The 20,737-nt window shown below is 70.4% G+C and carries 21 protein-coding genes; 3 read left to right on the forward strand and 18 right to left on the reverse strand.

Annotated elements, in window-relative coordinates:
* Positions 1-18 precede the first annotated feature (18 nt).
* Positions 19-3,918, forward strand: a complete 3,900-nt coding sequence (locus ABT129_RS17915) for a DNA-directed RNA polymerase subunit beta' (RefSeq protein ID WP_148005757.1) — start codon at positions 19-21, stop codon at positions 3,916-3,918.
* Positions 3,919-3,984: 66 nt separating this feature from the next.
* Here ABT129_RS17915 and ABT129_RS17920 read toward each other — a convergent pair whose 3' ends face one another.
* The 14 genes from ABT129_RS17920 to ABT129_RS17985 form a co-directional block, all read right to left on the reverse strand.
* Positions 3,985-4,248 carry a hypothetical protein gene (locus ABT129_RS17920; RefSeq protein ID WP_351901915.1) on the reverse strand — a complete coding sequence of 88 codons (264 nt, stop codon included), beginning with the start codon at positions 4,246-4,248 and terminating at the stop codon, positions 3,985-3,987.
* Positions 4,235-4,474, reverse strand: a complete 240-nt coding sequence (locus ABT129_RS17925) for a hypothetical protein (RefSeq protein ID WP_351901917.1) — start codon at positions 4,472-4,474, stop codon at positions 4,235-4,237. The genes ABT129_RS17920 and ABT129_RS17925 overlap by 14 nt, the downstream gene beginning before the upstream one ends.
* A 38-nt stretch (positions 4,475-4,512) precedes the next feature.
* The gene (locus ABT129_RS17930) at positions 4,513-5,430 is read right to left on the reverse strand and encodes a peptidoglycan-binding protein (protein ID WP_351901919.1); all 918 of its coding nucleotides are present in this window, start codon (positions 5,428-5,430) and stop codon (positions 4,513-4,515) included.
* A gap of 91 nt (positions 5,431-5,521) precedes the next feature.
* Positions 5,522-6,058 carry an ATP-binding protein gene (locus ABT129_RS17935; RefSeq protein ID WP_351901921.1) on the reverse strand — a complete coding sequence of 179 codons (537 nt, stop codon included), beginning with the start codon at positions 6,056-6,058 and terminating at the stop codon, positions 5,522-5,524.
* A gap of 31 nt (positions 6,059-6,089) precedes the next feature.
* Complete coding sequence (locus ABT129_RS17940) at positions 6,090-6,797, reverse strand: hypothetical protein (protein ID WP_351901923.1); 708 nt, start codon at positions 6,795-6,797, stop codon at positions 6,090-6,092.
* Entirely contained in the window at positions 6,797-7,900 is a 1,104-nt protein-coding gene (locus ABT129_RS17945; protein ID WP_351901925.1) for a hypothetical protein, read from the reverse strand. Before ABT129_RS17945 ends, ABT129_RS17940 begins: the two co-directional genes overlap by 1 nt.
* Positions 7,901-7,912: 12 nt before the next feature.
* A complete protein-coding gene (locus ABT129_RS17950) occupies positions 7,913-9,052 on the reverse strand; it encodes a hypothetical protein (RefSeq protein ID WP_351901927.1) in 1,140 nt (379 codons plus the stop codon).
* Positions 9,053-9,086: 34 nt separating this feature from the next.
* A complete protein-coding gene (locus ABT129_RS17955) occupies positions 9,087-10,271 on the reverse strand; it encodes a hypothetical protein (protein ID WP_351901929.1) in 1,185 nt (394 codons plus the stop codon).
* Positions 10,272-10,327: 56 nt separating this feature from the next.
* Positions 10,328-11,515 carry a hypothetical protein gene (locus ABT129_RS17960; RefSeq protein ID WP_351901931.1) on the reverse strand — a complete coding sequence of 396 codons (1,188 nt, stop codon included), beginning with the start codon at positions 11,513-11,515 and terminating at the stop codon, positions 10,328-10,330.
* Between the two features lie 256 nt (positions 11,516-11,771).
* The gene (locus ABT129_RS17965) at positions 11,772-12,695 is read right to left on the reverse strand and encodes a phage distal tail protein (protein ID WP_351901933.1); all 924 of its coding nucleotides are present in this window, start codon (positions 12,693-12,695) and stop codon (positions 11,772-11,774) included.
* A 40-nt stretch (positions 12,696-12,735) separates the two neighbouring features.
* Positions 12,736-13,989, reverse strand: coding sequence for a phage tail protein (locus ABT129_RS17970; RefSeq protein WP_351901935.1), 1,254 nt, complete (start codon positions 13,987-13,989; stop codon positions 12,736-12,738).
* Positions 13,986-15,185: a phage tail protein gene (locus ABT129_RS17975; protein WP_351901937.1), complete on the reverse strand. Its 1,200-nt coding sequence runs from the start codon at positions 15,183-15,185 to the stop codon at positions 13,986-13,988. Before ABT129_RS17975 ends, ABT129_RS17970 begins: the two co-directional genes overlap by 4 nt.
* A 28-nt stretch (positions 15,186-15,213) precedes the next feature.
* The gene (locus ABT129_RS17980; protein ID WP_351901939.1) at positions 15,214-16,233 is read right to left on the reverse strand and encodes a thioredoxin domain-containing protein; all 1,020 of its coding nucleotides are present in this window, start codon (positions 16,231-16,233) and stop codon (positions 15,214-15,216) included.
* A 90-nt stretch (positions 16,234-16,323) separates the two neighbouring features.
* Complete coding sequence (locus tag ABT129_RS17985; RefSeq protein ID WP_351901941.1) at positions 16,324-16,536, reverse strand: hypothetical protein; 213 nt, start codon at positions 16,534-16,536, stop codon at positions 16,324-16,326.
* A gap of 302 nt (positions 16,537-16,838) precedes the next feature.
* On the opposite strand from ABT129_RS17985, the gene ABT129_RS17990 reads away from it, so the two are divergent.
* Positions 16,839-17,594, forward strand: a complete 756-nt coding sequence (locus ABT129_RS17990; RefSeq protein ID WP_351901943.1) for a hypothetical protein — start codon at positions 16,839-16,841, stop codon at positions 17,592-17,594.
* A gap of 27 nt (positions 17,595-17,621) precedes the next feature.
* Here ABT129_RS17990 and ABT129_RS17995 read toward each other — a convergent pair whose 3' ends face one another.
* From ABT129_RS17995 to ABT129_RS18010, 4 genes are all read right to left on the reverse strand, one after another.
* Complete coding sequence (locus tag ABT129_RS17995) at positions 17,622-17,936, reverse strand: hypothetical protein (RefSeq protein ID WP_351902014.1); 315 nt, start codon at positions 17,934-17,936, stop codon at positions 17,622-17,624.
* 113 nt (positions 17,937-18,049) lie between these two features.
* Positions 18,050-18,340, reverse strand: coding sequence for a hypothetical protein (locus ABT129_RS18000; protein ID WP_351901945.1), 291 nt, complete (start codon positions 18,338-18,340; stop codon positions 18,050-18,052).
* 83 nt (positions 18,341-18,423) lie between these two features.
* Entirely contained in the window at positions 18,424-19,035 is a 612-nt protein-coding gene (locus tag ABT129_RS18005) for a phage tail tube protein (RefSeq protein ID WP_351901947.1), read from the reverse strand.
* A 132-nt stretch (positions 19,036-19,167) separates the two neighbouring features.
* Entirely contained in the window at positions 19,168-19,578 is a 411-nt protein-coding gene (locus ABT129_RS18010) for a hypothetical protein (protein ID WP_351901949.1), read from the reverse strand.
* Positions 19,579-19,839: 261 nt separating this feature from the next.
* Between ABT129_RS18010 and ABT129_RS18015 the strand changes: the two genes are divergently transcribed.
* On the forward strand, positions 19,840-20,670 hold the full coding sequence (locus ABT129_RS18015; RefSeq protein WP_351901951.1) for an ATP-grasp domain-containing protein: 831 nt from the start codon (positions 19,840-19,842) through the stop codon (positions 20,668-20,670).
* The last annotated feature ends 67 nt before the right edge of the window (positions 20,671-20,737 follow it).

The following is a 20,737-nucleotide window of genomic DNA, read 5'->3' on the forward strand; positions in this document are numbered from 1 at the left end:
GAGAGGGATTGACGCATAGTGCTCGACGTCAACTTCTTCGACGAGCTCCGGATCGGTCTGGCCACCGCTGACGACATCCGTCAGTGGAGCCACGGCGAGGTCAAGAAGCCGGAGACCATCAACTACCGCACGCTCAAGCCCGAGAAGGACGGACTCTTCTGCGAGAAGATCTTCGGTCCGACCCGGGACTGGGAGTGCTACTGCGGCAAGTACAAGCGTGTCCGCTTCAAGGGCATCATCTGTGAGCGGTGTGGCGTCGAGGTCACCCGCGCGAAGGTGCGCCGTGAGCGGATGGGCCACATCGAGCTCGCCGCTCCCGTCACCCACATCTGGTACTTCAAGGGCGTTCCGTCGCGTCTTGGCTACCTGCTCGACCTCGCCCCGAAGGACCTCGAGAAGGTCATCTACTTCGCGGCGTACATGATCACGTACGTCGACGACGAGCGTCGTACGCGTGACCTGCCCTCGCTGGAGGCGCACGTCTCCGTCGAGCGTCAGCAGATCGAGAACCGTCGCGACTCCGACCTGGAGGCCCGCGCCAAGAAGCTCGAGAACGACCTCGGCGAGCTCGAGGCCGAGGGCGCCAAGGCCGACGTGCGCCGCAAGGTGCGCGAGGGTGCCGAGCGCGAGATGAAGCAGCTGCGCGACCGTGCGCAGCGCGAGATCGACCGTCTGGACGAGGTCTGGTCGCGCTTCAAGAACCTCAAGGTCCAGGACCTGGAGGGCGACGAGCTCCTCTACCGCGAGCTGCGTGACCGCTTCGGCACGTACTTCGACGGTTCGATGGGTGCCGCGGCGCTGCAGAAGCGCCTGGAGTCCTTCGACCTGGAGGAGGAGGCCGAGCGCCTCCGCGAGATCATCCGTACCGGCAAGGGCCAGAAGAAGACCCGTGCGCTCAAGCGCCTCAAGGTCGTCTCCGCGTTCCTGCAGACCGCGAACAGCCCCAAGGGCATGGTTCTCGACTGCGTGCCGGTCATCCCGCCGGACCTGCGTCCGATGGTGCAGCTGGACGGTGGCCGCTTCGCGACCTCCGACCTGAACGACCTGTACCGCCGCGTGATCAACCGCAACAACCGTCTGAAGCGTCTGCTCGACCTCGGTGCCCCCGAGATCATCGTGAACAACGAGAAGCGGATGCTCCAGGAGGCGGTCGACGCCCTCTTCGACAACGGCCGTCGTGGTCGCCCGGTCACGGGCCCCGGCAACCGTCCGCTGAAGTCCCTCAGCGACATGCTGAAGGGCAAGCAGGGTCGTTTCCGTCAGAACCTGCTCGGCAAGCGTGTGGACTACTCCGCGCGTTCCGTCATCGTCGTCGGTCCGCAGCTGAAGCTGCACCAGTGCGGTCTGCCGAAGGCCATGGCGCTGGAGCTCTTCAAGCCGTTCGTGATGAAGCGCCTGGTCGACCTGAACCACGCGCAGAACATCAAGAGCGCCAAGCGGATGGTCGAGCGCGGCCGCACGGTCGTGTACGACGTCCTCGAAGAGGTCATCGCCGAGCACCCGGTTCTGCTGAACCGTGCGCCCACGCTGCACCGCCTCGGCATCCAGGCCTTCGAGCCCCAGCTGGTCGAGGGCAAGGCCATCCAGATCCACCCGCTCGTCTGCACCGCGTTCAACGCGGACTTCGACGGTGACCAGATGGCCGTGCACCTGCCGCTCTCCGCGGAGGCGCAGGCCGAGGCCCGCATCCTGATGCTGTCCTCGAACAACATCCTGAAGCCCGCCGACGGCCGTCCGGTCACGATGCCGACCCAGGACATGGTCCTCGGTCTGTTCTTCCTGACCACCGACGGTGAGCTCCGTGACACCAAGGGCGAGGGCCGCGCGTTCGGCTCCACGGCCGAGGCGATCATGGCGTTCGACGCCGGCGAGCTCGCGCTGCAGTCGCAGATCGACATCCGCTTCCCCGTCGGCACCGTCGCTCCGCGTGGCTGGGTTCCCCCGGTCACGGAGGAGGGCGAGCCGGAGTGGCAGCAGGGTGACTCGTTCCGCCTGCGGACCTCGCTGGGCCGCGCGCTCTTCAACGAGCTGCTGCCCGAGGACTACCCGTTCGTCGACTACTCCGTCGGCAAGAAGCAGCTCTCCGAGATCGTCAACGACCTCGCCGAGCGGTACCCCAAGGTCATCGTGGCGGCGACGCTCGACAACCTGAAGGCGTCGGGCTTCTACTGGGCGACCCGTTCCGGTGTCACCGTGGCCATCTCCGATGTCGTCGTGCCCGAGGCCAAGAAGGCCATCGTCAAGGGCTACGAGGAGCAGGACGAGAAGGTCCAGAAGCAGTACGAGCGCGGTCTCATCACGAAGGAAGAGCGCACTCAGGAGCTCATCGCGATCTGGACCAAGGCGACCAACGAGGTTGCCGAGGCGATGAACGCGAACTTCCCGAAGACGAACCCCATCTTCATGATGGTCGACTCGGGTGCCCGAGGAAACATGATGCAGATGCGTCAGATCGCGGGTATGCGTGGTCTGGTGTCGAACGCCAAGAACGAGACGATCCCGCGTCCCATCAAGGCGTCCTTCCGTGAGGGCCTCACCGTTCTGGAGTACTTCATCTCCACGCACGGTGCCCGTAAGGGTCTGGCGGACACCGCCCTGCGTACCGCCGACTCGGGTTACCTGACCCGTCGTCTGGTGGACGTCTCGCAGGACGTGATCATCCGCGAGGAGGACTGTGGCACCGAGCGCGGTCTGAAGCTGCGGATCGCCGAGCGCGGCGCCGACAACGTGCTGCGCAAGACGGACGACGTCGAGACCTCCGTGTACGCGCGGATGCTCGCCGAGGACGTCGTCGTGGACGGCAAGGTCATCGCGCCGGCCAACGTCGACCTGGGTGACGTGCTCATCGACGCCCTCGTGGGCGCCGGTGTCGAGGAGGTCAAGACCCGCTCGGTCCTGACCTGTGAGTCCGCCGTCGGCACCTGTGCGTTCTGCTACGGCCGTTCGCTCGCCACCGGCAAGCTGGTCGACATCGGTGAGGCGGTCGGCATCATCGCCGCCCAGTCCATCGGTGAGCCCGGTACCCAGCTGACGATGCGTACCTTCCACACCGGTGGTGTGGCCGGTGACGACATCACCCAGGGTCTGCCCCGTGTCGTCGAGCTCTTCGAGGCTCGTCAGCCCAAGGGTGTCGCCCCGATCTCGGAGGCGGCCGGCCGCGTCCGTATCGAGGAGACCGAGAAGACCAAGAAGATCGTCGTCACCCCGGACGACGGCACCGACGAGACGGCGTTCCCGATCTCGAAGCGTGCCCGTCTGCTCGTGGGCGAGGGCGACCACGTCGAGGTGGGCCAGAAGCTCACCGTGGGTGCCACCAACCCGCACGACGTGCTGCGGATCCTCGGTCAGCGCGCGGTCCAGGTCCACCTGGTCGCCGAGGTCCAGAAGGTCTACAACTCGCAGGGTGTGTCGATCCACGACAAGCACATCGAGATCATCATCCGGCAGATGCTGCGCCGTGTGACGATCATCGAGTCCGGCGACGCGGAGCTGCTGCCGGGCGAGCTCGTCGAGCGCTCGAAGTTCGAGACCGAGAACCGTCGTGTGGTCACCGAGGGCGGTCACCCCGCCTCCGGCCGTCCGCAGCTGATGGGTATCACCAAGGCCTCGCTCGCCACCGAGTCGTGGCTGTCGGCGGCGTCCTTCCAGGAGACGACCCGAGTGCTGACGGATGCGGCGATCAACGCCAAGTCCGACAGCCTCATCGGCCTCAAGGAGAACGTCATCATCGGTAAGCTCATCCCGGCCGGTACGGGTCTGTCCCGCTACCGCAACATCCGGGTCGAGCCGACCGAGGAGGCCAAGGCCGCGATGTACTCGGCCGTCGGCTACGACGACATCGACTACTCGCCGTTCGGCTCGGGCTCCGGCCAGGCCGTTCCGCTGGAGGACTACGACTACGGTCCGTACAACCAGTAAGTAGTGCGAAACCGAAGGGCGGTCACCCCATGGGGTGGCCGCCCTTCGGCGTGTCCGGCCGCCGGCTCAGCGGGCGGCCAGTTCCCAGACCGCGACGAGCACTCCGGCGCTCGCGGCGAGCGCGGCGATGCTGGTCAGGGGCCAGCGGGCGCGTTCGAGGGCGTCGAGGCGGGCCTCGTGGTCGGCCAGCTGTTTGTCGGTCTGGTCGCTGCGCTGCACGAGCAGCGCGAGCGCGCCGTCGACCCTGGCGAAGCCGGCCTCCAGGGTGCCGCGGAGCCGTTCCAGTTCGAGGACGACGGCCACGGGGTCGTTCGGGTCAGGCTCGGTCATCGGCACCTGCCTCGGCCGGGGTGCTGCGCAGCCAGGACGGCAGCAGGTTCTGCACCGCGTCGAGGGCCATCACCCGGGTGAGTCCGCCGGCGACGGCCAGGGCCCCGGCGACCCAGGGGAGGGTCTCGGGGAGGCCGGAGGCGTCGACGATCGCGGGGAGCACGACGGCGATGCCGACGGCGGACTGGAGGACGGTGCGGGCCGTGCGCTTGGCGGCATCGGACATCGGAACTTCTCCCTTCCTGCGGGGTTGCGGGGCCCGGCTCAGGGGGCCTTCGTGTACGGGACCTTCAGGGCGCTCCAGGACGCGGCGCCGGGGACGCCGTCGGCGTCGGAGCCGCGGAAGCCGAGCTTGCGCTGCCACTTCGCGTAGCTGAGCCGGTCGGCCTCGCCCCAGCGGGGGCTGGGGCCGACGGTGTACTCGGAGCAGCCCTCGGCGACGAGCCGCCTGCCCATGGCCGTGATGACCGGGGAGCTCGTCTCCCTGCGGAAGAACGAGGTGCCCGGGAACGGCTGGAGGCGGGGTGCGGCGGGCTTGCCGCTGCCGGGGGTGTTCTTGGCGGGGGCCTTCCCCAGCCGGGCCTGGACCCGGTCGCGGAGGGTGGGCATGCCGAAGCCCTTGGGGTCGCTCTTCCAGTCGGACCACTCCAGGTGGCCGATGACCGACTTGGCGCCCCAGCCGTGGGCCCGGCACAGGGCGGCGGAGACCCGTTCGATGGCGTCGAGCTGGGCGGCCGGCCAGGGGTCGGTGCCGTTGCCGAGGTTGACGCACTCGAAGCCGTAGAAGCGGGAGTTCCCGTCGACGGCGCCGGGGCTGCCCTGGTGGACGCGGGGGGCCGGGGGCCGGCTGCCGTACGTCTCGGTGATCACGGCCTGGAGGACGGACGGGTCACCGGCGCCGGCGTGGTTGGCGCGTCCGTTGGCGACGAGGTGGACGGAGCCGTCCTTGGCGATGACGCCGTGGCAGAGCGGTCCGGGCAGGCCCTCGTAGCCGTTGAAGCAGAGTTCGACGGAGGAGGCGGTGCCGGTGGAGACGGTGTGGTGGATCATCACGCCGGTGACCGGGCCCCAGGCGCCGGTGTGGTTGCGGTTGTGGGAGCGCCAGCCGGGGTGTTCGACGACGGTGACGCCTTCGGCGCGGAGTGCGGCGACGAGCCGGTCCGCGGGGAGGGGAGTGGCCATCTCTGGTGTCCTCCGGACATGAAAAAGGCCCGCACGAAGGTGCCGGGCGGGCGTACGGGTGGGGCGGCGGCGGGGTGGCCGGCCGGGGCGGTTACAGGGCCGGGGCCGTGTCCGGGTCCTGCTTCGGGGTCGGCTCCGTCTCCGGCCCCGTCTCCGGCCCCGTCTCCGGGGCGGGCGTGGGCGCGGGCGTCGGCTCCGGCTCGGGGGCCGGTTCGGGGGTCGGCTCCGGGGTGGGCTCCGGCTCGGGGGTCGGCTCCGGCGTCGGGGGCGTCGGGGCCCACGTGGCGCAGAGCACGGCGTAGGCCGCCCGGCGGGTCTCGAAGTCGGCGAGCGCGGACGCCACGGCGTCGCGTACGGCCTCCGGGTCGGGGCCGACCGGGACACCGCCCCGCGCGTTGAGGATGACGAGCCCGCTGCCGCGCAGCGTGGAACCGGCCTGGCCGGCCTCGCCGAGCTGGGCGGTGACGTAGACCTGCGGGTACTCGCCGGTCATCGGGTCCACCTCCAGCGCGCCGCCCATCGTGGTGTCGTAGATGCGGACGTCGACGGTGTGGCCGCCTTCGGTGACGGTGGCGCGGCCGGCGTAGTCGATGGCCACGCCCCAGGGCTGGGCCGGGTCGATGATCATGCGGTTTCCTCTCCGTGGTGGGCGGGGTGGCTCAACTCTGGGTGCCGTACATGAGCATGGGCTGGGCGAACACGGTGCCGGTGCCGACGACCCGGGCCTGGATCTCGATCTTGGCGGTGGTGCCGAAGCGCGTCGTCATGTCGCTGACGAGGGTGTCGGTCACGTCGAAGACGCTGCCCGCGGCGACGGTGGCGCCGAACTGGGTCGCGCTGTCGACGACGACCTTGACCTCGCCGGTCGCGCCCGTTCCCACCACCCGGGTCTCCATCTGCAGCCGCATCCGCGGCTGCCAGATCGGGTTGTACGAGCGGGCGATCGTCGTCCAGGCCGTGGAGGTGGTCTGCGGCCACCGCACGGGGGTGACGTCCTGCGGCGGCAGCATCGCGAGCCAGGGCCGCGCGAGACCGCCGGCGGTGATGTCGTCGGAGAAGATCTCGTGGAGGTACGAGTCGTAGAGCCGCAGCACCTGCCGGGTGGTGGCGCTGCCGCTGCCGTTGAAGAGGGCGAGCGCCAGCTCGCCGGTCTGGCGGCGGAGCGCCACCCCGTACTCGTGCTTCTCCTCGTCCTCGTCCCACTTGCCGACCTGGAGGACCGAGGTGCCGTTCGGCAGCTTGACGTTGAGCGCGCCGTCGGTGACCTCGTTCATGGCGGGCCGGGTGTTGACCGCCGTGGACAGCGCCTGGATGCGGCGCTCCATCTGGGTGAGCCGGTCGATGATGTCCTCGGGCAGCTGGGGCATCAGGCCTCCTCAAGGTAGAGCTCGGCGGTGTCGGGGCGGCCGCGCTCCGGGGGCCGTACCTTGACACCGATGATGCGGTAGCGGGCGTCGAGCCCCGACGGGTGCCACTCGTCGGTGATCCGGATCCGCGCGGAGCGGCCGAGCAGCGCCGGCGGCACCACCCCGCCGAGCCGGATGGTGATCTCGGGGATGACGACGGCGCCGGCGGCCTGGAGGAGTTCGCTGGCGGCCAGCTTCTCCAGGGTGGCCTTGTCGCTGATCTCGTTGTGGTCCGAGGAGAGGTCGATCCGGGGCCAGCCGGCGTCGAGGAGCGGGGACTCCTTCTCGCCGGAGAACAGCGGCCGGGACTCGGCGGCGGCGTTGTTGTTGATGGACGCGCCGCGCGCCACGGCGGTGGTGCCGCCGCGGGTCGCGTCGCGCGGGAAGGAGTACGACAGGATCGTGCCGGGCCGGTCGAAGACCAGGTCGGTGGCGCCGGTACGGATCTTGGGGGCGCCGAGCCGGAGCTGGCGGATCCGCTTCCCGCTGACCGGGTCCCGGTAGACCATGATCTGGTGCTCGAAGCCCTTGTCGAGGGCGGCGAGCTGATCGAGCGCCTCCGAGTAGAGGGTCTCGTCCCCCGTGCGCCAGGACGCGGTGCGGTTGACGAGGGAGGGGGGCTCCTCGCCGTACTTGACCAGGATGTTGCCGTCGGTGTTCTTCTGGAGCGTCTTCCAGAGGGTGCGGGCGATCTCCAGCTGGTCCGTCGGCGTGGTGATGCTGATGTTCTCGCGGATACGCCGCCGGCCGGCGTACGAGTCGAAGGTGGCGGCCTGGATGGACAGGGACATCACCCCCTGCTCGTTGCTCTGCAGGGTGCTGGTCCAGATGATGCCGCCCCACCACAGGTCGCCGCCGCGCTCCAGGTAGACCGCGGTGCGGCCCTCCTCGACCTGGTGGACGCGGGCGGCGATCGCCCGGTCGGGGATCGGGATGGTGCCGGAGAGCGAGCCGGCCTTGCCGATGTAGTCGTCGAACTGGACGTCCCGCAGGGGCAGGATGTCGATGGTCTGGTCGCTCAGCAGGTCGCAGAAGATCGCGCGGTAGGGAGTGTCGAGTGCCATGGCGGGCCCCCCTTACAGGACGTAGGTGGCGGAGACGTAGAGGACCCTGCCGTTGGGGATGACGGCGTTGCCGGTCCAGTCGCGCAGCGTGATCTGCGCGGAGCTGTAGATGGATGCGGTGCCGGAGCCCCAGCTGTCGGAGGCCACGGCCTCGAACGTGCCGCTCGGGGCCCAGCCCGCCGGCAGGGTGCACAGGTTGGTGTCGGAGATGCCGCCGATGGCGCTGGCGGTGATGTCCCCGCCGGTGCGGGTGATGCTCGCGCGTATCGTGACGACGCCGGAGCGGGCCCGGCGGCCCGCGAACGACGACAGGGTCCAGCCGGTCGACGCGGTGGCGCCGGTGGTGATCGTCTCGATGTCGTACGGGGCGTGGTAGTTCAGCCAGCTGCTGCCGTTCCAGCGCTGGAGGACGCCGTTCGCCTCGCGGAACTGTCCGGTGTAACCACCCGTGGAGAGCGCGCCGTTGGGCGCGACGCCGCCGACCTCCCTCGGGTAGGCGACCCAGCCGGTGCCGTTCCAGCGCTGGAGGATGTGCGAGTCGTCGTTGTCCTGGTACTGGCCCGGGTACGAGCCGGCCACGGCCGAGTTGTTGTAGACGGGCAGGATCCCGCCGACACCGGTCGTGGTGACGCGCAGGTCCGTGACGGCGCCCGCCGTCCAGAGGATGCCGCCGGAGCCGGCGGAGGTGCCCGCCGGCACCTTGACGGCGAACAGGGGCAGCGAGAGCGGGGGCGCGGCCGGGGCCACCGCGACGGCCGCCGGGGTGCCCTTGACGACCTCGACGGCGGCCTCGCTCCGCTGCGAGCTGTCGTACTGGCCGTCGTACACGCGCAGGACGACCAGGTCGACCCGGGGGTTCAGCGGGTCGCCGTCGGAGAAGGTGACGACGGTGTCCTGGTCGAGCACGACGGGGTAGGCGCCCTGGACGGCGGGGCCCTGGACGACGGCCCGGCCGTGGTAGACGGTCGCGGTCATCGGGCCGTTGCCGCTCATCCACAGGCCGCCGACCCGGTACTTGCCGTCATAGGTGCCGGGCAGGATCCCGGACCGGACGTTGAGCGGACCGGCGGGGGTCGTGGCGCCGATCGCGATGTGGCGGGTGCCTTGGCGGGTCTGCCCCTGGGGGGCGAGCCAGCCGGTGTGCAGGGTCATGGTGTCTCCCGGAGAGGTGGGGTGGCGGCGGCGGTCACGGAAGCGGGTCGACCTTGATGAAGGTGTTGTCGAAACCGGCCTTGAGCCCGAGGGTGTTGGCGAGGATCCGGAAGTGGGCGGTGAGCGTGTAGGTCGCGCCCGGCGTCAGGTTGGACAGCCGGCGCGAGGCGGAGGCCGAGAGCAGGGTGGTGCTCGCGGCGGTGACCGCGTACTCGTCGTCCAGGTCGTTGACGACCGTGGCGCCCTGGGTGAGCCGCAGCGCCATGTAGGCGTAGTGGTCGTCGCGCGACTTCATCTTGCAGCCGTAGTGGACGACGATCGCCCGCGACGGCGGGGCGATGAAGCTGACCGCCAGGGGGTTGGTGATGCGCCCCGCGAGCGTCGGGGTGTAGGTGGTCGACGTGGTGTCGCCGTAGTCGCCGTTGTCGACGAAGTACGGCCCCGGCACCGCCGAGGTCCACGCCGTACCGTTCCAGCGCTGGAGCTGGCCGCCCGCGGTGTCCCGGTACTGGCCCGTGTAGCTGGCGGTGGTGACCGCGCCGGCCGGGGCGATGCCGCCGAGCGCGGACGGGTACGACACCCAGGCGCCGCCGTCCCAGCGCTGGAGCGCGCCGCCGGAGTCCTGGTACTGGCCCGGGAAGGCGCCAGGGTAGACCGGGCCCTCGACCGGGAGGATGCCGCCCAGGGAGACGACCGGGGTGCGCAGGTCCTTGAGCGAGGTGGCCCACGGGATGCCGCCGTTGCCCGCGCTGACGGTGGCCGGGACGGTCACCTCGTACAGGGCGAGGCAGCGGGCCGGGACGGCCGGGGGCTGCGGGGCCTGGGCCGCGACGCCCTTGATGATCTCGACCTTCGCCTCGTTGCGGTTCGAGGAGTCGTACAGGTTGTCGTAGACCCGGATGACGATCAGGTCGATGCGGCCGTACTGGGCGTCGCCCGGGTCGAAGGTGACGTCCTGGGAGGCGGGCAGGGCCACCGGGTACGCGCCCTGGGAGATCTCGCCCTGGACGACGGCGCGGCCCTCGGCGACGGTCGCCGTCATGGCGGAGGCGCCCTTGGTCCAGAAGCCGGAGAGCCGGTGCTGGCCGGTGTACGAGCCCGGCAGGATGCCGGAGCGGACCTGGACGGGGTTGGTCAGCGTCGTCGCACCGGTCTGGGTGAGGCGGGTGTCCTCGCGGGTCTGGCCGGTCTCGGCGACCCAGCTGCTGCGCAGGTTCATGGGGATGCTCCGTTCGGATGTGAGGGTGGGGCGAGGGGGTGGAGGGGGCGGAACGGTCAGGCCTTGATCCACTCGGCGGAGAGGTTGCCCGCGTACCCGGAGCCGCCGAGCGTCCTCAGCGAGGCGCCCGAGGTCTGGTAGCCCATGACCTGGACGGTGTTGCCCTTGGCGAGCTTGATCAGGCCCTGGCCGCCGACCGTCACGGCGCCGTCGCCGGCCGGGGTGAGCCAGGTGCAGCGCGGTACGCCGACGCCGTTGACCGTCAGCCGCGCGCCGCGCATGCCGGCCGAGGAGTCGGGGGCCCAGGCGACGTGGGCGGAGATCCGGTACCAGCCGGCGCGCCAGGCGGTGTAGGTGGTGGAACCGTTCCAGCCCGTCGAGTCCTGGACGTCCGTGGTCTGGAAGATGACATGGGTCCAGGTGGCGGAGGGGATGCTCTGCTGCACCGTCTGCGAGGCGCTGAACAGGATCGACCCCATGCCCTCGGCCTCCTGCCAGACGTACCCGTCCCAGCGCTGCAGCCCGTAGAAGCTGTCGCGGTACTGGCCGTAGTACCCGCCGGTGGTCGTCGTCGACGGGGCGATGCCGCCGATCGGCTTCGGGTACGACACCCAGGTCGTGCCGTCCCAGCGCTGGAGGAGGCCGGCGGTGTCGCGGTACTGGCCGACGTACGCGCCCTTGAAGCCGCTCGCGGGCAGGATCCCGCCGAGGGCCACGACCGGCCAGTGCAGGGTGGTGACGGCGGCGGTGTTCCACTGGACGCCGCCGGTGCCGGCCGAGGTGCCCTTCGGCACCAGGATCGAGTAGAGCGGGATCGTGCTCCCCGGGCCGCTCGCCGGCACGGTGGGGGTGGCGGCGGGCGTGCCCTTGACCAGGCGCACCACCGCGTCCGTGGCACCGGTGCGGTCGTAGGTGTCGTCCACGACGGCCAGTTCGACGAGGTCGATCCGGTCGAACTGCGGGTCGCCGTCCCCGAGCGTGAGGGTCTCCGGGGAGGTGACGGCGACGAGGTAGGCGCCCTGGGCGGTGTCCTTGCCCTGGATGATCGCCCGGCCGGTGCCGACGATGCCCTGCATGGGGGAGCCGGCGGTCAGGACGAAGCCGCCCGGCACGATGCCCGGCCGCGAGCGCAGCGGGGTCTCCTCGGCGCTCTGGCCACTGGGGGTGAGCAGGGCGGCGAGTGTCAGCCGGGTGTCCTCGCGGGTCTGGCCGGTGGTCTTGAGCCAAGCGGCGCGTACGGTCATGGGTCACCTCTCCGTGAGGGTCGGGGCGGCGGGATCGGGTGGGGAGAGCGGGCTCGGCTACGCGTGAGGCGTCGGCTACGCGGGAGGCGCGTGGGGCGCGTGGGGCGCTAGCGGTGGTGCCGGGCGCGTGGGGCGCGAGCGGTGCGAGCTGTGGTTCCGGTGGTGCCGGGCGCGAGCCGTGGTGCCGGTGAGCGGTGCTGCCGGGCGCGGTCGCGGGCCCCGGCGGCGGGTTCCCGGGGAGGTCAGGAGGGGCCGGTCACCACTCGGCGCTGCGCCAGTGGATCGTCATCTGGGCCTCCGGGGCGGCCCAGTCGGGCCGGAACGACAGCTCGGTGCGGCCCGGTTCGAGCGCGAACAGCTCCTCCGGGTTGGAGTCGGCCATCGCCGTGTGCCGACGGGACGCGGAGTTGTTGAGCATGACCGTGCCCGCGCCGGTGTCGACGACGAGCTCGTCGCCGGCGGCCAGGTCGATCGCGTACCGCAGACGGCGGCGACTCGTCCGCTCGGTGACGGTGGGAGAGGAGCACGGACCGCGGAAGACGATCACCGGATGGCAGGGCGCGGAACCCGTGTTGACGGCTACGGCGTCACCCGTGCTCTTCGCCTCGCCCCAGCTGAGCGGGAACGTGAGCGGCCAGACGAGCCCGGACTCGGGCTGCGGGGCCGTGGTGCTCACCGTCTGCTCGTTGACGACGTACCGGCGCGGGTCCGAGGCCAGCCACTGGACGGACATGCGGGAGCTGCCCTGGGTGGCGAACCCCTGGTCGGCAGGGACGACGCGCTGCGCGATCCGGGCCCGTACGGCGAGCAGCTCGCCGTGCAGCCGGACGGTGAGCCAGCGCTCCTCGTCGAGGAGGGCGAGCGACTGGCGCAGCGCACGGAGGGCCTCGGGGACCTCCTGGTACCCCGGCATCAGCACGATCGTGCCGCCGACCTTGCGCGGCTTGGCGAACCGGGAACCCGGCCAGGCTCCGTGCGAGGTCGGCCGGTCGGCGTCGGAGGAGTCGTACTCGGGGAGGTCCTCCCAGCCCGAGAGGCCGGTCCGGTCGACGGCGAACGGCGTGCCGGGCCCGATGAGGAGCCCGGCCCACTGGATCTGCCCGTCCTGGGTGATCAGTGAGCCGGGCGCGAGGTCGGCGATGTAGGTGTTTCCGGCGTATGCGGTGGTGGTCTCGGCCATGGGGGCCGTCACCTCACTTCTGATGGGAGGTCGGCGGGGGTCAGGTGTGGGCGGCGGCGAGGAAGAGCAGGTCCTCGGCGGTCGACCGGGGGCCGGCGCCGGGGGCCTCACGGAACTCCCGTACGCGGTACGGCTGTCGGGCCGGCTCGCTGAGGGCCGGGACGCGGCGGTTCTCCAGCTGGGAGAGCGGGTCGATGCGGTACTCGTCCGGGTTGCCGCCGGGGAAGACGATGCCGCCGTCCGCGAGCATCGGGATCTTGTCGAGGTCGACGCCGAACTTCTTGCCGGTGAGCGGGATCTCGAAGCTGAGCTTGTTGAGCCCGTCGATGATCCAGTTGACGAAGGCGATGAGGCCGTTGATCGGGCCCTTGACGACCCCGATCACGGTGCTCAGCGCGCCCTCGATGAGGTCGCCGATGCCGCGCAGGGCCCCGGAGACCGCGTCCTTCGCCGTCCGGAAGAAGCCGGGGACGGAGTCGGTGATCCAGGAGACGATCGGCCGTACCCGGTCCTTGATGCCGTTCATGGCGCCCGAGGCGATCCCGCGCAGCGCGTTCCAGGACGAGGAGACGGAGGTGCCGAGCTTCGAGATCCCGCCGATGACGGTGCCGATGCCCTTGATCACCTCGGTGATCAGGGTCAGGTACCCCTGGAAGTAGGTTCCGACGGCCGTCCCGATCAGTTCCACGAACGGGGCGAGGAACGTCCAGATCTCCTGGACGATCCTGAGGGCCTGGTCGAAGACCTGCTTCATGATCCGCTGGCCGGTCTCGGAGTTGACCGCCAGCTCGATGAGGTACGCCGCGACGGGCACGAGGATGCCGACGAGGAAACCGAGCGGGTTGGCCCGCATGGCGACGTTGACGGCGGTCATCGCGACGGAGGCGACGGTCATCACGGTGCCGAAGGTGCCCATCAGGCCGGCGATGACGTCGGTGACGGGGAGCATCGGCAGGAGGAGACCGAGGATCGCGCCGACGCCGGTGCCGATCCTGCCCGCGGCGGTGCCGGCCCTGCCCGCCGCGGTGCCCATCCGCTTGACGCCGGCGGGCGCGGTGGACCGGCGGATCCTGCTCACGGAGGTGGCGGCCCCGGACGCGTCGCGGCCGAGGCCGCCGAGCGGGGCGCCGACCGTGCGCAGACCGGTGGCGAAGGTGCCGACGCCGCGGGCACCCTGCTGGACGTCCTGTTTGAACCGTCGCAGCGTGGCCCCCGCCTGGTCGACGCCCTGCCGCAGGGAGGCCATCGGCGAGACGGCGGCCCCGAAGGCGGGCATGGCTGCGACGGCACTCATCCGCGGGCCTTCGCCAGGTACATCAGGGCGTCGGCCGTGGACTGCGGGTCACTGCCGCGGGCGGCGTGGTAGTGCTCGATGTGCAGTCCGGCGCCGTCCCGTCCGACCTGGGTGCCGGCCGCCGCGCGGGCGCGCTGCGCGGTGAGGGCGAGCAGCCGGTCCAGCTTGGAGAGCGGGAGGACGGCCTCGGCCTCGCCCGCCTCGGCGAGGATCGCCGGGACACCGCCGTGGCGGGGCATGACGACACCACCGGTGGCGAGCATGGGGATGGTCGGCAGGTTGACGCCGAAGGTCTTGCCGCCGACGAGCGGGACCCAGCCGGGGACGCTGACCTTGACGCGGTTGAGGCTGCTGATCATTCCGTTGATCAGGCCGATGACGGAGTTGATCGGGCCCTTCACGCCGCTCTTGATGCCGTCGAACGCCCGGGACGCGATGTCCTTGAGGCCGTTCCAGACGGACGACATCTTGTCCTTGACGGCGGTGAACGCCTTCGGGATCGCGGTCTTGATCCAGTCGACGACCGGCGTGATGACGGCCTTGATGCCCTTCCAGACCCCGCTGATGACGCTCTTGATCGCGTTCATCACCGTGGTGATGACCGACTTCCAGATGTTCACGTAGGTCTTGATGACCGTCGCGACGGCCTTGACGACGGTGGAGACGGCCTTCTTGATGCCGTTCCAGACCGTCTTGATCAGGTCGCCGGCCTTCTTCATGATCGGCCCGATGGCCTTCATGACGGAGCTGATGACGCTCTTGATGGCGTCGAAGGCCTTCTTCATGATCGTCTGCATCGTCTTCGAGCGCGACGCCATCTCGACGATCTTCTCGATGAGCGGCATGAAGAGTTCGAGCAGCCGGGCGAGGATGTTGCCCTTCATGGACTTGTTGAGCTTGTCCTGGCCCTTGGCGGCCTTGCCCGCACCGGACTCGTACTTGCCGAGCTTGGTCCCGGCGGACTGGGCGGTGTCGCCGGCCTTCTTCATGGCGCGCTCGGCCTGTTCCGAGGCGGTCTTGAGCTTCTTGAGCTCGCCTCCGGAGCCCTGGGCGTTGGTACGGAGGGTCTTCAGCTGGCCCGAGGCCGACTTGCCGGCGTCGCCGACCTTCTTGATCGAGGTGCCGGCGTTGGACGCCTGGGTCTTGATGCCGCCGAATGCGCTGGACGCGTTCTTGAGGTTTCTGACGAGGGACATGGGTTACCTCCTTTCGTGGCGTGGGGGATCAGGCGGGGGCCGGGCCGTTGATCTGCTGGTTGACCTCGCGGATCGTTGCCGCCATCTCGCGCATCTTCGTGGCGAGGGTGACGGAGTTGTCGGCGAGCCGCTTGGCGTTGTCCGCGGCCTGGCCGAGCGTCGCGGCCTTGGGTACCCGGTCCACTTCGAGGCCGGTCATGGCGATCTTGAGCTTGCCGATGGCCTTGGCGAACGCGTCCGTCTTCTTGGGGTCGGAGTTCCGCACGGCGCCGTTGATCTTGCCCATCCCGCTGGCGACGAGGGGCATGGCCTGGTGGTTGACGCCGGCGACGGCCTCGGCCACGGCCTTGACGCCCTTCGCCGCCTTGGTGGCCTTGCTCTCGGTCGGCAGCTTCCTGAAGTTCGAGATGAAGCCGGGGGCGTGCTGGTTGAACGTCTCCAGGAGCGGGTTGAGCAGCCGGAGCTGCGCGCGCAGGGGTTCGAAGTTCGCGGTCTCAGGGATGGCGGCCATGCCGCCCGCGGCCGCCTGTTCCCGCCTGTTGACATCGGTGCGGCTCTGGAAGCCGGGCCTGAGACTGTTCTCGCGCGTCGCGATGATCCGTGGCTCGGGGCCGCGCCCCAACAGGCGGGTGGCTATGGCCTGCTGGGCGTTGCGCTGCCACTCCTTGAGGTTCATCGCGAGGACGACGAGGAACGCGGGGATGGCGAGGCCGATGAAGGCCGACAAGAGGTACACGGGTGTCCAGACGCTGCCCTCGTGGAACTTCTCCACGGCGGAGGCGAAGCCTTCGAGGCCCATGGCCTCCATCCACTCGGTCTTCTTCGCCTTGACGAGCTCCTGGTGCATGTCGTCGATCTTCTTGAAGTACTCGGCGGTGAACTGGGTCTTGAACCAGTCCTCCGTGACGAGCTTCGGAGCCTGATTGACGAGGTGTTCCTTCAGCTCGGAGAGCTTGGCCTCCTTGGGGTCCTTGTTGGGCCTGTCCTTGAGGAGCGCGTCCTTGAGTTCGGAGATCTTGTCGAGGATCTCCTGGTCCTTCGTTGTCATGCTTGCTCCGCTTCCGGCCGGTGACGGCCAAGCGCCGAAGAGCCCCCGCCGGTCCCGGCGGGGGCTCGTTCGTCTGGGGCAGCGGGGCGGCTAGGCGTCCTCGCCCCGGCGGGCGGCGCGGCGCGTCGTCGCGAGGGCGTCGTTCCAGCCGGCCGCGTACGCGAGGGTCTCGCAGCGGGAGACCTCGGCGTACAGCGTGCCGAGCAACGCTCTCTTGTCGAGGGCGACGGGTCCGTCGAGGAGCTGGCGGAGGCGGTCCTGAAGTGGGATGTGCGGTCGTGATGCCTCGGCCTGCTGGGTCATGGACGCCTGCCTTCCGGTTGCTTGCCCTTTGCGTGTGTGGCGGCGCCGCGGAGTGAGGAGCGGGGGCACCACGTGTTCGAACAACTGTGCGAACAGAGTGTGGAACATCTGTTCTATGTTTGTCGAGCGGAAAACGTCTGACGGCGTGTCTTCTGGTGGGTCGTCCGTACGGGTTGGCGTCTGATCGGAGCATCTGTTCGACCGGGTAACCTGGAAGACGCTCTCCGGACCGGACCACCTCGGGGCGCGGGGGCGCGAGGGGCGCGCGGGGACCCCAGGGGGCTGGAAGGCAGTACTGACGCATGGAAACGGAGCCGGGAGCCAACCGGCGCGAGCGAGTCGTCGACTGGCTCGCGTCCCACCCCGATCTGCCCCATCTCTTCGCACGCCTCTCCGAACTCGTCCTCGTCCACGGGTACGCCACCGAGGACCTCGTCGTGGTGCCGCGGAGCGAGGTGGACCGGCGGGAGACCGCCGCGTTCACCGCGGGCTGGGCCGAAGCGGTGGCGGACGAACTGCCCCGCATACGACGGGAGTACGAGAAGCGCGTCGCCGACGCCTACACCCAGGGCCAGGGTGACGCGCGGGGGATCCGCCGTCCCGAGCGGCGTGTCGAGGGCGGCCAGGACGGCGCCCGGGTCATCGCGCTGCCCTTCGCCCGGCTCCTCGAACCGCCGGCCGCCGTGGTCGAGGCCGAGGAGCGGGTACGCAGGGAGCGCGAGCTGTTCGAACAGCGCCCCGAGCCCGAACCCGAGCACAGCTCGGGCCCCGAACCCGGCACGGAACCGGACGTCCTCCTGACCGCCCAGGAGAGCCGCGCCCGCAGGAGCGCCCAGCCGGTACGGAAGGTGATGCGCGGCAAAGGGGGCCGGCCGATCGTGCCACCGCTGGCCGGGGGACCCGCACAGAACCCGGCGGCCGACCGCCGTGACCAGGAGTCCGACGGTCCGGAGGCGCGACCGGGCCGGGGACGGCGGCTCTCCGACCGGGCCAAGGCCCTGGAGAGGGAGCTGTCCTCCGAGCGAGCACGGGAAGCGCCCCCGGAGTCCGGTCCCTGACGGGAACGGACTCCGGGGGCCGCGGGGTCACGCGAAGAACCGGGCGAGGGCCTGGGGAGACACCGCGGTGCTCTCCTCGGGACCCGCGCTCCCGCCGTTCTCGTGGGTGTCCGTGCCTTCCTCCTCGTCCCCGTCCGGCAGGCCGGGGCGGGGGACGGGCTTCGGCGGATCGGGCTGGTCGCCGTCCTCGCCGCCGTTGACGCACAGGAACATCCAGTTGGAGACGGCCAGATGGTCCACCGTCGCCGCCAGCAGGTGATCGGTGACCGACCACTCGGCGGCCTCGCCGTGGAGCTCCCGCTGGAGGGCGCTGTCCTGCGGCAGGTGCTTGATCAGGGCCAGCACCCGCCGGCTGGAGAGTTCTCCCCGGTGCCAGTCGAGGAGATCGACGGAGTAGTAGCGGAGGAGATCCGCCTCAAGTGCCTCGGCGTGTTCTTCGACGAACTCGACGAGGCTCAGTCTTCCCCCAGGCCGAGCCCGGTCTCCTTGCCGTAGGCCTCCAGGATGGCGGCGATGTCCTGCATGGTGATGTCGTGCTGCTCGAAGCGGCTGAACTGCTCCTCACCCATCAGGAGCGCGAGCAGGCCGTCCACGTCGTTGTCGTCGAGCTTGCGCAGCGCCTTGGCGGTGGCGCGGCTCAGCTCTGTCGGAAGGGTGTAGTCCTCGCCGTCCAGCTCGAAGGACCACTTGCGGCCGTGTGCCTCCTGGCGCTGGGCGCGGGCGGCGTTGACGTCGAAACGGGCCATGGTGATGCGTACTCCTTGTTCGGGTGAGGTGAAGAGGAGGGGGCGGGACGGCGGTCAGCCGTCCCGCCCCGGGTGGAGAGGGATCAGACGGCGGCGCCGTACTGGCTGTCCTTCATGAGGAAGGTCGCCAGCGGCTTGCCGTCGCCCTTCGACATCGCGCTGAAGGTGATGCCGAGCTGGGACGCGGCCTTGCGGGCCAGCTTGATGTCGTCCGTGGCCGTGACCTGGCCGCGCGGGATGATGAAGCGGTACCGCACCGCGGTCGTGCCGCCGGCCTTGACGTCGGTGAACTCCAGGCCGAGGGCGCGGACGTCCGCGAACGGACGCTCGGCGATCTCGTACCGGTAGGTGTCGACCGCCGGGGTCGGCTCCGCCTTGACGGCGTCACCGCCCATGAAGAAGGGCAGCGTGTCCTCGTTGAACTGGAGCAGCGAGAACTTCAGCGAGAGGTCACGGGCCGAGTAGATGTAGTGGACCGGGGAGACCGACTGCCACGAGTCGATGGCCTCCAGCTTGTCCTTCTTGGAGAAGGTGACGCCGTCGCCGGAGGTGAAGCCGAGGTCCTTCCAGCCCGCGCCGGTCCAGTCGGCCGCGGCGTCGGTGCCGAAGGTGGCCGGGGCCGTGGTGCCGGCGTCGGCGACGTAGAGCTTGCCGGTACCGGCGACGCGGATCTCGGCCGAGTTGTTTCCTGCCATGGTGGACTTCTCCTTGTGATGGGGTGAGGGCGCCGCCCCGGGCGTGAGTCCCGGGTACGGCAAAGGCCCCGCCGGACGGCGAGGCCTGGTCTGTGGGCGCGGCGGGCGGGCCGCCGGCGCGGGGGCGAGCGGCTAGAACACGCTCAGGGAGAGGCGGATGACGCACAGGTAGCGGTTGGCGCCCCGGTAGAGGTAGTCGGGCAGCCAGCGCGGTCCGTCCTGCTCCTCGACGTCGTGGACGACGTTGTTGGCGCCGATCTGCTTGCCGATGGTGGCGAGCAGGGCCCGGCGGGCGCCGTTGGCGAGGACGTGGGCGGCGTTCTTGGTCGGCCCGTACACCTCGAACTCGATCAGCGGCATGTCGACGTGCAGGTCGCCGATCCAGGCGCCGCCGCGGCGGTTCACCAGGACCGCGCTCTGCGTGCCGTCGAAGCCGGCCGGCGCGTTGACCGCGATGGTCGCGCCGGCCAGGGCGGGGTCGGCCTTGAGGACGTCGACGACCAGCTTCTCGACGTCCGGGAACGCACTCGGGGGAGTGGTCATGACGGTTTCTCCTCGGAGAGGGGTACGGGACGGGGCGCCGCCCGGGGGCTCCGGCGGGAGGGGGCGGGGCGCGGAGCCACGCCCGGACGGCGAACGGCGAAGCCGCCGCCCTTCGTTCGGGCGCAGCTCCGCCGCTGCACCAACTGTGACAGAGAGCGTGCGCGCACGCAACTAGTTCGAGCGGCGACTCCGCGCATCCCTTCGTGCGAGCCCCGGACAGCCGCCCGATACCTTGGCGGGCACCTACCGAGGAGCCGCCCCGTGCCCGCCCGCCCCCGCCTTCTGTACGTCACCGACCTCGCCTACCCCGCCCGCGGGCGGCGCTACTGCGACGAGGACATCCACCTCACCGCCCGGCTGCGCGAGAACGTCGACCTGGCGCTCTGTCACCCGCGCGACGCCGAGGCCCTCATGGACGCCTTCGACGCCGTCGTCGTACGCAACAGCGGCCCGGTCCTCGGCCACCAGAAGGAGTACGAGGCCTTCCGCGAGCGGGCCCTCGCCCACGGCACCCGCGTCTACAACCCGCTCCACGGCCGCGGCGACATGGCCGGCAAGCAGTACCTGCTCGACCTGACGGCCGCCGGGTACCCCGTCATCCCCACCGTCGACCGGGCCGAGGACCTCCACCTGCTGCCCGAGGCCGCCGCGTACGCGGTCAAGCCCAAGGCGGGCGCCGACTCCATCGGCCTGACCTTCCTGCCCCGCGAACAGCTCGCCGGCCTCGCCCTCGAAGCGGGCGAGCTCCTCGTCCAGCCCCGCGTCGACTTCCGGTACGAGGTCTCCTTCTTCTACGTCGACGACCTCTTCCAGTACGCCCTGTACGCCCCCGACCCCGAACGCCGCTGGGTCCTGGAGCCGTACGAGCCCACCGGGGACGACCTCGCCTTCGCCCGCCGCTTCATCGACTGGAACACCCTCGACCACGGCATCCAGCGCGTGGACGCCTGCCGCGCCCCGGGCGGCGAGCTGCTCCTCGTCGAACTGGAGGACCTCAACCCCTACCTCTCCCTGGACCGCGTCCCCGAGGAGACCCGCGACCGCTTCGTCACCGCCTTCGCGGACTCGCTCCACCGCTTCCTGGCGGCATGAGCCCTCCTGGCGGCACGAGCGGCGACACGCGAAAGCGCCCCGCGTCCGGAAAGGACGCGGGGCGCTG

Origin of the sequence: Streptomyces sp. NPDC002057 (assembly GCF_040296665.1) — a bacterium.
Lineage (GTDB): Bacteria > Actinomycetota > Actinomycetes > Streptomycetales > Streptomycetaceae > Streptomyces.

What these genes read in the sequence shown, in the direction of transcription:
- ABT129_RS18000 (WP_351901945.1), bottom strand. Translation starts at nt 18,340, where the DNA reads ATGGCCCGTTTCGACGTCAACGCCGCCCGCGCCCAGCGCCAGGAGGCA.
- ABT129_RS17940 (WP_351901923.1), bottom strand. Translation starts at nt 6,797, where the DNA reads ATGCCCCAGCTGCCCGAGGACATCATCGACCGGCTCACCCAGATGGAG.
- ABT129_RS17985 (WP_351901941.1), bottom strand. Translation starts at nt 16,536, where the DNA reads ATGACCCAGCAGGCCGAGGCATCACGACCGCACATCCCACTTCAGGAC.
- ABT129_RS17945 (WP_351901925.1), bottom strand. Translation starts at nt 7,900, where the DNA reads ATGGCACTCGACACTCCCTACCGCGCGATCTTCTGCGACCTGCTGAGC.
- ABT129_RS17950 (WP_351901927.1), bottom strand. Translation starts at nt 9,052, where the DNA reads ATGACCCTGCACACCGGCTGGCTCGCCCCCCAGGGGCAGACCCGCCAA.
- ABT129_RS17930 (WP_351901919.1), bottom strand. Translation starts at nt 5,430, where the DNA reads ATGGCCACTCCCCTCCCCGCGGACCGGCTCGTCGCCGCACTCCGCGCC.
- ABT129_RS17965 (WP_351901933.1), bottom strand. Translation starts at nt 12,695, where the DNA reads ATGGCCGAGACCACCACCGCATACGCCGGAAACACCTACATCGCCGAC.
- ABT129_RS17980 (WP_351901939.1), bottom strand. Translation starts at nt 16,233, where the DNA reads ATGACAACGAAGGACCAGGAGATCCTCGACAAGATCTCCGAACTCAAG.
- ABT129_RS18005 (WP_351901947.1), bottom strand. Translation starts at nt 19,035, where the DNA reads ATGGCAGGAAACAACTCGGCCGAGATCCGCGTCGCCGGTACCGGCAAG.
- ABT129_RS17990 (WP_351901943.1), top strand. Translation starts at nt 16,839, where the DNA reads ATGGAAACGGAGCCGGGAGCCAACCGGCGCGAGCGAGTCGTCGACTGG.
- ABT129_RS17975 (WP_351901937.1), bottom strand. Translation starts at nt 15,185, where the DNA reads ATGTCCCTCGTCAGAAACCTCAAGAACGCGTCCAGCGCATTCGGCGGC.
- ABT129_RS17925 (WP_351901917.1), bottom strand. Translation starts at nt 4,474, where the DNA reads ATGTCCGATGCCGCCAAGCGCACGGCCCGCACCGTCCTCCAGTCCGCC.
- ABT129_RS17920 (WP_351901915.1), bottom strand. Translation starts at nt 4,248, where the DNA reads ATGACCGAGCCTGACCCGAACGACCCCGTGGCCGTCGTCCTCGAACTG.
- ABT129_RS17935 (WP_351901921.1), bottom strand. Translation starts at nt 6,058, where the DNA reads ATGATCATCGACCCGGCCCAGCCCTGGGGCGTGGCCATCGACTACGCC.
- ABT129_RS17955 (WP_351901929.1), bottom strand. Translation starts at nt 10,271, where the DNA reads ATGAACCTGCGCAGCAGCTGGGTCGCCGAGACCGGCCAGACCCGCGAG.
- ABT129_RS18010 (WP_351901949.1), bottom strand. Translation starts at nt 19,578, where the DNA reads ATGACCACTCCCCCGAGTGCGTTCCCGGACGTCGAGAAGCTGGTCGTC.
- ABT129_RS17970 (WP_351901935.1), bottom strand. Translation starts at nt 13,989, where the DNA reads ATGAGTGCCGTCGCAGCCATGCCCGCCTTCGGGGCCGCCGTCTCGCCG.
- ABT129_RS17960 (WP_351901931.1), bottom strand. Translation starts at nt 11,515, where the DNA reads ATGACCGTACGCGCCGCTTGGCTCAAGACCACCGGCCAGACCCGCGAG.